We start from the raw sequence: 12,295 nt of genomic DNA on the forward strand, positions 1-12,295 counted from the left end.
CGGCCCAGATCACGATGGACGGGATCACCGCCCGGCCAAATCGGAGGCCACATGGTGCTCTTGCTGCGCTCAACGTTCGTCATGGGCGGGTAAGACCACCCCAGTACCCCCGTTCGGGGGTGGCGTGGGTCACGTTGATGGCCAACGATCCTTCTGACCGGGTGTCCGTGCGGCTACGAGGAGAGACCATGCCCGCAGTCGAGTTCCGCGCGGCGCGCGACTTCCTGCTCGCGCATCGCGACGACTACGCGACGGCGTACGAGAAGTTCCGCTGGCCGGTGCTGACCGGCTTCAACTGGGCACTGGACTGGTTCGACAGGATCGCCGAGGGCAACGACTCGCCCGCGCTGTGGATCGTCGAGGAGGACGGCTCGGAGGCGAAGTACTCGTTCGCCCAGATGGCCCGGCGGTCGAACCAGGCGGCGAACACGCTGCGCCGGTCCGGGGTGCGGCGCGGCGACCGGATCATCCTGATGCTCGGCAACCAGGTGGAGCTGTGGGAGACCGTGCTCGCGGCGATGAAGCTCGGCGCGATCCTGATTCCGTGCACGCCGCTGCTGGGCACGGCGGATCTCCAGGACCGGCTGACGCGCGGCAAGGCCCGGCACGTGGTGGTCGACTCGTCCGACATCGGGAAGTTCGACGGCGTCGAGGGCGAGTACACCAGGATCGCGGTGGGCGAGCCGGCCGAAGGGTGGCTGCGGTACGCAGATGCCTACGAGGAGGACGAGTCCTTCACCCCGTACGGGCTGACGATGTCGCGGGACACGCTGCTGCTGTACTTCACGTCCGGGACCACGGCGAGGCCGAAGCTGGTCGAGCACACGCACGCGTCCTATCCGGCCGGGCACCTGTCGACGATGTACTGGATCGGGCTGCGGCCGGGGGACGTCCACCTGAACATCTCGTCGCCGGGGTGGGCGAAGCACGCGTGGAGCAACATCTTCGCGCCGTGGGACGCCGAGGCCTGCGTGTTCATCTTCAACTACACGCGGTTCGACGCCGACCGGCTCCTCGACACGGTCGAGCGGTGCGGCGTGACGAGCTTCTGCGCACCGCCGACCGTGTGGCGCATGCTGATCCAGGCCGATCTCGGGCGCCTCGCCACGCCGCCGCGCGAGGTGGTCGCGGCCGGTGAGCCGCTGAACCCCGAGGTCATCGAGCGGGTGAAGGACGCGTGGGGCCGGACGATCCGGGACGGGTTCGGGCAGACCGAGACGACCGTCCAGATCGCCAACACGCCCGGTCAGAAGGTCAAACCGGGCTCGATGGGACGTCCCGTGCCCGGGTACGCGGTGGTGCTGATCGATCCGCTGACCGGCGAGCCGGCGGACGAGGGCGAGATCTGCCTCGATCTCGAAGACCGCCCGCTGGGCCTTATGACCGGATACCACGGCGACGACGAGCGCACCGGCGAGGCGATGGCCGGCGGCTACTACCACACCGGCGACATCGGCTCCCGAGACGAAGACGGGTACATCACCTATGTCGGACGTGCCGACGACGTGTTCAAGGCGTCCGACTACAAGATCTCGCCGTTCGAGCTGGAGAGCGTGCTGATCGAGCACGAGGCGGTCGCCGAGGCCGCCGTCGTGCCCTCGCCCGATCCGGTCAGAGCGGCCGTCCCGAAGGCGTACGTCACGCTCGCGAACGGCTGGGAGCCGACCGCCGAGACGGCGAAGGCGATCTTCGCGCACAGCCGGGCGCAGCTGTCCCCGTACAAGCGGGTCCGGCTGCTGGAGTTCGGCGAGCTGCCGAAGACGATCTCCGGCAAGATCCGGCGGGTCGAGCTGCGGAACAGCGAGATCGTCAAGCACCCCGGCAAGGACGACATGCCGGAGGGAGAGTTCAGGGAGGAGGACCTGCGATGACGCTCTCCTACGCATCGGGCGTCTCGGCCACCCCGCTGCTCGGCGACACCATCGGCGCGAACCTCGACCGGACGGTCGCGGCGTTCTCGGAGCGGGACGCGCTCGTCGAACGGGCGTCCGGCCGCCGCTGGACGTACGAGCGGTTCTCCGACGACGTCGACGCGGCCGCGCTCGGCCTGCGCGACCTCGGCGTCGTGAAGGGCGACCGCGTCGGGATCTGGTCGCCGAACTGCGCCGAGTGGATGCTCGTCCAGTACGCGACGGCCAAACTCGGCGCGATCCTCGTGAACATCAACCCCGCGTACCGGGTGCACGAGCTGGAGTTCGTCCTGAACCAGGCGGGCATCCGGACGCTGGTGTCGGCGCCCGCGTTCAAGACCTCCGACTACGCGGCGATGATCGAGGAGGTCCGGCCGAAGTGCGCCGCGCTCCGGGACGTCCTGCTCATCGGAACACCGGACTGGGACGCGCTGCTGGAGTCGGGCCGCACGGGCGACCCGTCCATCCTGGCCGAGATCGGGCGGACGCTCACCGCCGACGACCCGATCAACATCCAGTACACGTCCGGGACGACGGGCTTCCCGAAGGGCGCGACGCTGTCGCACCACAACATCCTGAACAACGGCTACTTCGTCGGCGAGCTCTGCGGCTATGACGAGGAGGACCGCGTCTGCGTCCCGGTGCCCTTCTACCACTGCTTCGGCATGGTCATGGGCAACCTCGCGGCGACGAGCCACGGAGCGTGCGTCGTCATCCCGGCGCCGGCGTTCGACCCGAAGGCGACGCTGGAGGCGGTCGCGGCCGAGCGCTGCACGTCGCTGTACGGGGTGCCGACGATGTTCATCGCCGTCCTCAACGAGCCGTCGCTGGGCGGGCTCGACCTGTCCACCCTCCGGACCGGGATCATGGCCGGGTCGCCGTGCCCGGTCGAGGTGATGAAGCAGGTCATCGAGCGGCTCGGGATGAGCGAGGTCGCGATCTGCTACGGCATGACCGAGACGTCGCCGGTGTCCACGCAGACCCGCGCGGGCGACTCCCTCGACCGCCGCGTGTCCACGGTCGGGACCGTCCTGCCGCATCTGGAGATCAAGGTCGTCGACCCGGAGACCGGCGTCACCGTCCCGCGCGGGGAGCCCGGCGAGTTCTGCACGCGCGGCTACTCGGTGATGCTCGGATACTGGGAGGAACCGGACAAGACGGCCGAGGCGATCGACTCGGCCCGCTGGATGCACACCGGCGACCTCGCGGTGATGGACGACGAGGGCTATGTCAACATCACCGGCCGGATCAAGGACATGGTGATCCGCGGCGGCGAGAACATCTACCCGCGCGAGATCGAGGAGTTCCTCTACACCCATCCCGACATCGTGGACGCGCAGGTCATCGGCGTCCCGGACGAGAAGTACGGCGAGGAGCTGATGGCTTGGGTGCGGCTGCGCGAGGGTACGCCGGGCCTCACCGCCGGGCAGTTGCGCGAGTTCTGCGAGGGCAGGCTCGCCCACTACAAGATCCCGCGCTACGTGCACGTCGTGGACGAGTTCCCGATGACGGTCACCGGCAAGATCAGAAAGGTGCAGATGCGCGCCGAGGCGGTCGACATCCTGGGCCTGGAGGACACCGCCGCGACCAGGCACGCCTGACTTTTCGGGCGCGTGACCTTCCGTGCGCGGGATCGCTCAGGGCATGCTCGGAGGCATGGGCGATGAGTTGGGAGCCGTCCGGTCGGCGGTGCTGACGCTGCACCGCACGACCGGCCTGCCCATGGTGTTCGGGGGCGTCCTCAGCGGCCAGGACCGGCTGTGCATCACCGAGCTGGTCGGCAGCACGACCGACTCGCTGAACGGGCTGGTCGTGCGCCAGGGCAACGGGCTCGGCGGCAAGGCGATGGCCATGGGGCGTCCCGCGTGGGTCAGCAACTATCCGTGCTCGGCGTCGATCAGCCACGACTACGACAAGCCCGTGGGCCGCGAGGGGCTGCTGTCGATCGTCGCGGTCCCGATCGTCGTGCGGCGGCGGTGCCGCGGCGTCATCTACGGCGGGCTGAGGGAGCCCCTGTCGCTCGCCGACCGTGTCGTAGGCGCGGCGGTCCAGGCCGCCCGGGACCTCGAACAGGACCTCGCCGTCCAGGACCGCGTGGACGAGGCACTGGCGAGGAGCCGGCCCGACACGTCCGCGTCGCGCTGGGAGGAGGTCCGGGCGGTCCACGCCGAGCTGCGGGCGCTGGCCGAGGAGGTCCACGACCGGCCGACCCGGGACCGGCTGCGGGAGGCGTCGCTGCGTCTCGCGGCGGCCGGGCTGGACGAGCCGGACGGGCCGGCGCGCCCCGTGCTCTCGCCCCGGGAGCTGGACGTCCTCTCCTATGTCGCGATCGGCTGCACCAACGCGGAGGCCGCCGAGCGCCTCGGGCTGCTGCCCGAGACGGTGAAGAGCTACCTGCGGTCGGCGATGCGCAAGCTCGACAGTCACACCCGGCTGGAGGCCGTGACCGCCGCCCGCCGCGCCGGACTGCTGCCTTGAGCTTCGCGCCGGGCCGCGCGGTGCCCGGCGAACGAGGCGGCGGTGGCGGCGAGGGCCGTCCCGCCGAACCCGAGCATGACGACGGTGAGCGCGTGGCCGTGACCGCCGGGGACGCCGAGGTAGAGCGTTCCGAAGACGGCGACGCCCGCGACGCCGGCGAGCTGGAAGTTCATGTTGATCAGGCCGCTGAGGTCCGCCGCGTGCCCGGCCGGGACGTTCGCCGTCAGCCGCCCGAGCTGCGGCGTGAACCCGAGGCCGAGCCCCAGCCCGCCGAATCCGAGCAGGACGATCAGCGCCGCCCCGTCCGCGTGCGTCAGCCCGACGGCGACGTACACCGAGGCCAGCAGCAGGTAGCCGGCGACGGGCAGGCGGGCGGCGAGGCGGGACGGGAGGCGCGGCACCAGCGGCCCGGCGATCCCGAACGCGGCGACCCACGAGACGAGCACCATTCCGGAGAACAGCGCGCTGCGTCCCAGCCCTTGCTGGACGTAGAGGGCGAGGACGAACAGCATCGCGAAGTAGGTGCCCGTCGCCGCGCCGAGCGCGGCGAGCGTCCAGGCCACGACGGGACGCGCGAGGACGCCGAGGTCGAGCAGCGGAGAGGCGACCCGCCGCTGGCGGCGGACGAACAGCGCGAAGACCGGCACGCAGGCCAGAAGTGACATCCACGTCCAGGCGGGCCATCCCTCCTCGCGCCCGAACAGCAGCGGGACCATCGCCAGCAGCGTCGCCGCCGACAGCAGCGCGACCCCGCCGAGGTCGAGCCGCGCCCTGCCGGTGGCCGCGTCCGCGGGGAGCAGCCGCAGGCCGGCCGCGAGGAGCACGATCCCGACCGGCACGTTGACCAGGAAGATCGGGCGCCAGCCGAGCCCGAGCACGTCGGCCGAGACCAGCACGCCGCCCAGCACCTGTCCGGCGACCGCGCCGCCGGACAGCGCGACGGCCAGCAGCCCCTGGGCACGCGCACGCGCCGTGCCGGTGAAGTGGATCTGGATTCCCGACAGCACCTGCGGAACCATCAGCGCTCCCGCCGCGCCCTGCGCCAGCCGGGCGGCGACCAGCGCGCCGGTGGACGGCGCCAGCCCGCACGCGAGCGACGCCAGCGTGAACGCGCCGAGCCCGAGCAGGAACATCCGCCGGTGACCGCGCGCCTCCCCCAGCCGCGCACCGGTGACCAGGAGGACGGCGTAGGCGAGCGGGTACCCGGAGACGATCAGTTCCAGGGCGCCGCCGGACGGATGCAGCCCCTCCTGGACGGAGGGCCCGGCGACGTTCACGATCGCGATGTCGACGTTGGCCATGAACTGCCCGGTCAGCAGCACCGCCAGCATCAGGCCGGGCCGCCTGGGCGCCGTGGTCGAGGACGCCGTGGTCGAGGACCCCGTGTTCGAGGACTGTGTGGTCGAGGGCATGGCGGGTGAACACCGGCCACCGCCACCGGGTTGCGGTGGGGCGGGCCGTTGGGGCCGGTGGGAAACCGCGGGGCCGCGCGGTCTTCCTTTGGATCGGGCCCGGCGACGGGGTCAGTGGCGCGAGTGCGGGCGTCGTCCAGAACAGATCGGCCCCCGCGGCGCACTGCCTGGAACGGTCACCACACGCCGACTGCGCCGGGCCGTGATCGCACGGCCGTCCCGCCTTCAGGCGAGGACGTCCGGCCCCCGATATGCACGGGAAACCGTAACACCTCCGCGACGGTCACCGCAGGCGAGCGGATTGTGATCCGATAGCACTCTCCTACCCGCGCAAAACCCCGATAGCGTTGGACTTGTGGAGGTTGAGGACTCAGGTGGGACGTCCCGCCGCAAAGCTCTCTGGCTGATGGGGGCCGCCGCCGGTCTCGCCGCGCTCGGCGCGGACACCGCGCGCCCGTCCCACCCCACCCGGGGGCCGGCCTGGGCGACGGCGACCCCCCGCGCGCGGCCGGTCATCCATCCGACGCCGACACCCACGCCGACGCCGACGCCGCGGCCCGCCGCGTGGACGCCGGCGAAGCTCACGGCGCTGGAGAAACCCGTCCGGAAACTCTCGGAACTCTCCCCGCCGCCCCCGCCGAAGTCGATCGCGCTCACCATCGACGACGGCCCGAGCCCGATGTGGACGCCGCGGATGCTCGACCTGCTCGCCGAGCACGAGATCCGCGCGACGTTCTTCGTCATCGGCATGCAGGTGAAGGAGTTCCCGAAGCTCACCCGCCGCATCACCGACGCCGGCCACCAGATCTGCAACCACACCGAGACGCATCCGATCTTCATCGCCGGGCTGCCGGAGAAGCGGGTCCGCAAGGAGATCGTCGAGGCGTTCGACCGGATCGCCGACGTCACCGGCGTCGTCCCGCAGTTCTTCCGCTCCCCGGGCGGCGCGTGGTCGAAGACGATCCTGGAGCAGGTCGCCGAGCACGGCATGCTGCCGATCCACTGGGCCGTCGACCCGCAGGACTGGTCGCGTCCCGGTGTCGGCCACATCCGCCGGACGCTCCTCGACGGCAAGGCCGGCAACATCATGCTGTGCCACGACGGGGGCGGCGACCGCTCTCAGACCATCAAAGCCCTGCGGACCGTCATCCCGAAGATGAAGAAGCGCGGCCTCTCCTTCGTCGCCCTTTAAGACTGGTCATTTCGGGCATTTTGCCCACGCCAGTGATCTATCACTTGTTTGCCGCACAAATTCCCTCCCCACATGAATTGCCGGGCAATGTAGTCGGCGGAAAGAGATCGTCTTTCGGGGGGAGATGTACATGAGCACGAAGATTCGTAGCGGGCTGGCCCTCTCGCTGTCCGGCCTGGCCCTGACCGGCCTCGTGGCGGCGGGCCCGGCCGCCGGCGCGTCCGTCACCGAGCAGCGGACCGTCACGTCCACGTCGGCCGCTGTCGCCGCGGCGCCGTCCGCCCAGCAGGCCCGTGTCTGCCGGTACGTCGTCATCGCGCGGCACGGGCTCCGGATCCACCGGCGCCCGAGCATCCACAGCCGGGTGATCGGCCACCTGCGGTTCCGGCAGCGGGTCCTCGCCGACTGCAGGTCGCACCGCGGCTGGGTTCAGCTGCGCGGCAAGAAGCACGGCTGGGTGGTCCGCGCCTTCCTGCGCCGCCGCTGACCGTCCGTTTCCGGGCCGTTCCGGGAATGGCGATCGACCTGAGCGTCCCGCGCCGGACGGCGCGGGACGCTCATGCCATTCCGGAACCGGGTCATGCCGGCATGGCGTCCGAGCAAGGGTCAATTCCGGCGAATAGCTCCATTTCTGGCATGGACGAATCGACGTGCGAACGGGCGAGCCGGTAGTCCTCGGTCGGCCAGACCGCGCGCTCGACCTCACGCGGATGGGCCATGAACCCGGAGCCCGGGGTGATCTGCGTCGCGTGCGCCAGCAGCGCCCTGTCGCGGACGGCGAAGTACTCCGCGCACCGGACACGCGTGGTGATCTCAAGGCCCGGCGCGGTGTCCGGCCATCCGGCGAGGATGGGGCCGATGCCGGACTCGAACCCGCGCGCGGTCAGGCCGTCGTGCATGGCGCGGAACCACTCTCGTGAGAAAGCCCCCTGGTAGTAGAGCTTCACCGGCCGCCAGGACTCGCCCGTCCCCGGGTACCTGGCCGGGTCGCCGGACGCCTCGAACGCCTCGGCCGTCACCTCGTGCGTCCTGACATGGTCGGGGTGCGGGTAGCCGCCCGTCTCGTCGTACGTCACCACCACGTGCGGGCGGAACTCGCGGATGAGCGCCACGAGCGGGCGAGCGGCCTCGGCGAGCGGCACCCGCGCGAAGCAGCCGTCCGGCAGTGGTTCGCCGTCGCCGGGCAACCCCGAGTCGACGAAGCCGAGGAACCGCTGCCGGACGCCGAGGATCTCCCGCGCCGCCTCCATCTCGGCCCGCCGGATCGAGGCCAGGTTCGCCCTGACCTCGGGTCGGTCCATCGCGGGATTGAGGACGTCGCCGCGCTCCCCGCCCGTGCAGGTCGCGACCATGACGTCCACTCCTTCGGCGGCGTATTTCGCCAGCGTGGCCGCGCCCTTGCTCGACTCGTCGTCCGGATGGGCATGGACGCTCAGCAGGCGGAACCTCATCGGTTCTCCTTTCGCGTCGGGTAGAAGAAGGCGGGGACGAGGGTCAGGGCGGAGAGGACGAGCGCCCACCAGAAGGTGTGACCGTAGGCGGCGGCCGGAGCTTGGCCGTCCAGGGAACGTTGCAGGACGACCACGAGGATCGCGGTGCCGAGCGAGCCGCCGACCCGGTTGACGGTGTTCACGGCTCCGGCGGCACGGGCCACCTCGTGCCGTTCGACGGAGGCGTAGATCGTGGCCATTCCGGGGGCCATCACGACGCCGAGGCCCGCGCCCCGGACCATCAGCGACAGCACGAGGATCCAGCCCGCGGGCGACGAGCCCAACTGGGTGAACGCGACCGTCCCGGCGAGGGTCAGCACGATGCCGGTGACGATGATCGGGCGGGGCGCCAGGCGGTCGGTCAGGCGGCTCGCGAAGAACGTGGCGACGGCCGTCCCGAGCGCCTGCGGGGCGAGCAGGAGGCCCGCCTCCAGCGCGGACGCGTGCTTCACCTGCTGGTAGTAGAGCGGCAGCAGGAGCATGGAGCCGTACAGCGCGGCTCCCTGCAGGAACGAGTTGGCGGTGGCGACCGCGAAGCCCCGCCGGGCGAAGAGCCGCAGATCGATGAGTGCGGTGCCGCGACGGCGCAGCGCGTGCGTCACGTAGGCGAGGACGAGGGCCGCCCCGGCCGCCAGCGGGGCCATGACGCGGGTGGCGCCGAATCCGTCGTCGCCGACCTCGGAGAAGCCGTAGACGAGCGCCGCCAGGCCGGGCGAGAGGAGTGCGAGGCCCAGCACGTCCAGCCGGCCGTCCGCGGTCCCGCGTCCGGCGTCGGAGGGGACGTACCGGGCCGCCAGGACGAGGGTCAGCAGGCCCAGTGGGACGTTCACCAGGAACATCCAGCGCCAGTCGGACCGCTCCACGATCAGCCCGCCGAGGACGGGGCCGAGGACGGGCGCGAACGTCAGCGGCAGGATCGTGATGCCGAAGACGCGGCCGAGCCGCGCGGGCCCGGCGGCCCGGACGGCGATCGACTGCCCGATCGGCTGGATCAGGCCGCCGCCGATGCCCTGCAGCACGCGGAACAGGATCAGGCTCCCGGCCGACCACGCGAGGCCGCAGAGGGCGGAGCCGGCCGTGAAGAGCGCGATCGACAGCATCCACATCGTGCGGGCGCCGAACCGGTCGCTCGCCCAGCCCGCCAGCGGCATCACCATCGAGATGGCGAGCAGGTAGCCGGCCGACACCCATTGCAGCGTGCCGAGCGGGCCGCCGAGGTCACGGGCGATCGAGTCCAGGCCGACCGTGACGATCGTCGTGTCGAGCAACGCCAGGATCGGGCCGAGGACCAGCACGAACGACGTCTTCAGCAGCGCCGGGTCGAGCCGCTCGGCCGGTCGCGGCTCCGCCGCGGGGGCGCGGACGGGAGCGGTCATGGACACCTCCCAAGTGAGTATGACGGACCTAAAATTAGGCCCGTCACACTCATTTGGTCAAGGCTATTTTTGTGTTCGACCTATCTTTGTGCCACGAGCGGGGGCGTCCGCACCGGCTCGGCCGCGGGCTCCTCGCCGTGCGAGATGCGAGGCAGCCAGTCCAGCCAGCGGGGCAGGTACCAGTTCGACCGTCCGAGCAGGGACATCATGGCCGGGAGCAGCACCACCCGGACGATCGTCGCGTCGATCAGCACCGCCACCGCGAGGCCGACGCCGAGCTGCTTGAAGTCCTGCATCGACAGCGTCCCGAAGATCCCGAACGTGGCGATCATGATGACCGCGGCGGCGGTCACGACCCCGGCCGTCGCGCCGATGCCCTCGCGGACGGCGCGCGTGGTGTCCAGGCCCCGGTCGTACGCCTCGCGGATCCGCGACACGACGAAGACGTGGTAGTCCATCGACAGCCCGAACAGGACGACGAAGACGAACAGCGGGATCCAGGACTCCAGCGCGCCGGCGCCCTTCGTCCCGACCAGGGAGTCGCCCCAGCCGTGCTGGAAGACCGCCACCATCACCCCGTACGCGGCGCCGACCGACAGCAGGTTGAGGACGATCGCGCCGGCCGCGATGAGCAGCGACCGGAAGAAGATCAGCATCAGCAGGAACGTCACGCCCATGACGAACAGGAACACGGGCACGATGCTCGACCCGAGCCGGTCGTTGTAGTCCACCGACCAGGCGAGCTGCCCGGTGACCGGCGCCTCGCCCACCCTGCCGGCCGTCTGCGGGACGATCCGCTCCCGCAGCGTCTCCAGCGCGTGCTTGGACGCCGCGTCCGCGCCCGTCCCCGCGAGCGGCACCTCGATCTCCGCGATGTTCTCGCGCTCGTGCACCGTGACGTCGATCGGCTCGTTCATCTCCCCGGACGCGACCGCCCGCCGCTTCAGCTCGCCGATCGCCGCCTTGACCCGCGGTGAGCCGATGTCATGCGCCTTCAGCACGACGACCGCGGGCTCCGGGTTGCCGGGGAACGCCTCGTTCAGCCGCGTGTAGGTCTGCGCGATCTCCTCGCCGGGCGGGATCTGCTGGTCGATGGCGAGCCGCTCGGTCTTCATGCCGAGCGCGGGCGCCGCCAGCGCGAGCAGGAGGCCGGCCGACAGCAGCGCCGCGATCCCCGGACGGGCGAGGACGGGCTTCAGCAGCATCGCGACCAGCCCGGCGCGCCCCTCGCGGCGCCGGGGAAGGCGGATCCGGCCGAAGTCGACCTTGTCGCCGAGCAGCGACAGCAGCGCGGGCAGCACGGTCACCGAGCCGAGCATCGCGACGAACACCACGAGGATCGTCGCGATGGCGAAGCCCTTGAACAGCAGCAGCCCGGACAGGAACATCCCGGACATCGCGACCATGACCGTCAGGCCGGAGACCAGCACCGAGCGTCCCGAGGTGGCGGCGGCGATCGCCAGCGCCGTCTCCCGGTCCCGCCCCCCGCGGCGCTCCTCGCGCTCTCGCTGCAGGTAGAACAGGCAGTAGTCGACGCCGACGGCGAGGCCCATCAGCAGCATCACCGAGTTCGTCGTCTGGTCGACGTGGAGGGCGTGGCTGGTGACCGCGAGCACACCGCCGGCGGCGAGGAACGCGGTGAACGCCAGCACCACCGGCAGCATGGCGGCGAGCAGCGCCCCGAACGCGACCAGCAGGATGCCGAGCGCGAGCGGCAACGCCGTCATCTCGGCCCGCTTGAAGTCGCTGCCGAGCGCGTCGTCGAACCACGCGTCGGCCGTCGCGCCGCCGAACTCCCCGATCCGCACGGACGGGTTGTCGCGCTGCGCCTTGCGCACCGCGCCCTGGACGGCGGGCAGCGGGTCGTCGGGCGTCTCCTTCATGGTGAACTGAACGATCACGTGCCGCCGGTCCTTGGACACCACGTCCGGCCGCAGATCGGTGATCTCGCCGGTGGCCGAGACGCCCGACCGGACCGCCGCCACCGCCCGCCGCATCTCGGGCGAGCCCGCCGCGGCGCCCGAGATCAGCACGGTCTCGTGGTCGGGATCGTCGATGCCGGCCTGCGCGAGGATCTGCGCGGCCCGCGCCGAACGCCCGGTGCCCTGCTCGTGCTCCTCCGCCGTGACCTGGCCGACGACCCCGCCGAGCACCGTGGCGAGAACGACGAACAGCAGCCAGCCGCCGATGGCGATCATGCGGTGCCGCGCGCTCCAGCCTCCGAGCGTCGCGGCGAGATTCCGTTTCATTGGGGGGTCCCCTGACGTAGTCGGATGCGGGGGGTGACACCCAACGACGCTAGGAAGGCCGGAACCACCGCGACATGGCTCTGAACGGCGTCCGGGGGTGTACACAACTACACCCCCGGGCCGGGTTGCGGGCACACTGTGCTGGCGGGCGCCCGCCAGAAGACTGGGACTCCAGACGGCGAAGCGAC

9 protein-coding genes are annotated in these 12,295 nt (G+C 71.2%); 5 read left to right on the forward strand and 4 right to left on the reverse strand.

What is annotated here, in order from left to right; all coding sequences use genetic code 11:
- Positions 1 to 188: 188 nt before the first annotated feature.
- From ACQPZP_RS42280 to ACQPZP_RS42290, 3 genes are read left to right on the forward strand one after another with little or no spacing between them, the layout of a single operon-like run.
- Positions 189 to 1,871: an AMP-binding protein gene (locus ACQPZP_RS42280; protein ID WP_433475224.1), complete on the forward strand. Its 1,683-nt coding sequence runs from the start codon at positions 189 to 191 to the stop codon at positions 1,869 to 1,871.
- Complete coding sequence (locus tag ACQPZP_RS42285; RefSeq protein WP_433475225.1) at positions 1,868 to 3,511, forward strand: AMP-binding protein; 1,644 nt, start codon at positions 1,868 to 1,870, stop codon at positions 3,509 to 3,511. The genes ACQPZP_RS42280 and ACQPZP_RS42285 overlap by 4 nt, the downstream gene beginning before the upstream one ends.
- Positions 3,512 to 3,566: 55 nt before the next feature.
- Positions 3,567 to 4,388 carry a response regulator transcription factor gene (locus ACQPZP_RS42290; RefSeq protein WP_433475226.1) on the forward strand — a complete coding sequence of 274 codons (822 nt, stop codon included), beginning with the start codon at positions 3,567 to 3,569 and terminating at the stop codon, positions 4,386 to 4,388.
- Here the strand turns inward: ACQPZP_RS42290 and ACQPZP_RS42295 are convergent.
- Positions 4,334 to 5,800, reverse strand: a complete 1,467-nt coding sequence (locus ACQPZP_RS42295) for an MFS transporter (RefSeq protein ID WP_433475227.1) — start codon at positions 5,798 to 5,800, stop codon at positions 4,334 to 4,336. The two genes, ACQPZP_RS42290 and ACQPZP_RS42295, sit on opposite strands and share 55 nt — an antisense overlap.
- A gap of 355 nt (positions 5,801 to 6,155) precedes the next feature.
- Here ACQPZP_RS42295 and ACQPZP_RS42300 point away from each other — a divergent pair, with 355 nt between their 5' ends.
- Positions 6,156 to 6,992 (forward strand): polysaccharide deacetylase family protein, encoded by an 837-nt coding sequence (locus ACQPZP_RS42300; RefSeq protein WP_433475228.1) that lies wholly within the window; start codon positions 6,156 to 6,158, stop codon positions 6,990 to 6,992.
- A gap of 130 nt (positions 6,993 to 7,122) precedes the next feature.
- Positions 7,123 to 7,479, forward strand: coding sequence for a hypothetical protein (locus tag ACQPZP_RS42305; RefSeq protein ID WP_433475229.1), 357 nt, complete (start codon positions 7,123 to 7,125; stop codon positions 7,477 to 7,479).
- Positions 7,480 to 7,570: 91 nt separating this feature from the next.
- On the opposite strand, the gene mca is transcribed toward ACQPZP_RS42305, so the two are convergent.
- The 3 genes from mca to ACQPZP_RS42320 form a co-directional block, all read right to left on the reverse strand.
- Positions 7,571 to 8,443 carry a mycothiol conjugate amidase Mca gene (gene mca, locus ACQPZP_RS42310; protein ID WP_433475230.1) on the reverse strand — a complete coding sequence of 291 codons (873 nt, stop codon included), beginning with the start codon at positions 8,441 to 8,443 and terminating at the stop codon, positions 7,571 to 7,573.
- Positions 8,440 to 9,858 carry an MDR family MFS transporter gene (locus ACQPZP_RS42315; protein WP_433475231.1) on the reverse strand — a complete coding sequence of 473 codons (1,419 nt, stop codon included), beginning with the start codon at positions 9,856 to 9,858 and terminating at the stop codon, positions 8,440 to 8,442. Before ACQPZP_RS42315 ends, mca begins: the two co-directional genes overlap by 4 nt.
- An 80-nt stretch (positions 9,859 to 9,938) precedes the next feature.
- Positions 9,939 to 12,107 carry an MMPL family transporter gene (locus ACQPZP_RS42320; protein WP_433475232.1) on the reverse strand — a complete coding sequence of 723 codons (2,169 nt, stop codon included), beginning with the start codon at positions 12,105 to 12,107 and terminating at the stop codon, positions 9,939 to 9,941.
- Between the last annotated feature and the right edge of the window lie 188 nt (positions 12,108 to 12,295).

The organism is Spirillospora sp. CA-142024, assembly GCF_050942325.1.
Classification (GTDB): domain Bacteria; phylum Actinomycetota; class Actinomycetes; order Streptosporangiales; family Streptosporangiaceae; genus Spirillospora.

Coding starts and splice junctions, on each gene's coding strand:
- ACQPZP_RS42280 (WP_433475224.1), top strand. CDS start 189: ATGCCCGCAGTCGAGTTCCGCGCGGCGCGCGACTTCCTGCTCGCGCAT.
- ACQPZP_RS42285 (WP_433475225.1), top strand. CDS start 1,868: ATGACGCTCTCCTACGCATCGGGCGTCTCGGCCACCCCGCTGCTCGGC.
- ACQPZP_RS42290 (WP_433475226.1), top strand. CDS start 3,567: ATGGGCGATGAGTTGGGAGCCGTCCGGTCGGCGGTGCTGACGCTGCAC.
- ACQPZP_RS42295 (WP_433475227.1), bottom strand. CDS start 5,800: ATGCCCTCGACCACACAGTCCTCGAACACGGGGTCCTCGACCACGGCG.
- ACQPZP_RS42305 (WP_433475229.1), top strand. CDS start 7,123: ATGAGCACGAAGATTCGTAGCGGGCTGGCCCTCTCGCTGTCCGGCCTG.
- mca (WP_433475230.1), bottom strand. CDS start 8,443: ATGAGGTTCCGCCTGCTGAGCGTCCATGCCCATCCGGACGACGAGTCG.
- ACQPZP_RS42315 (WP_433475231.1), bottom strand. CDS start 9,858: ATGACCGCTCCCGTCCGCGCCCCCGCGGCGGAGCCGCGACCGGCCGAG.
- ACQPZP_RS42320 (WP_433475232.1), bottom strand. CDS start 12,107: ATGAAACGGAATCTCGCCGCGACGCTCGGAGGCTGGAGCGCGCGGCAC.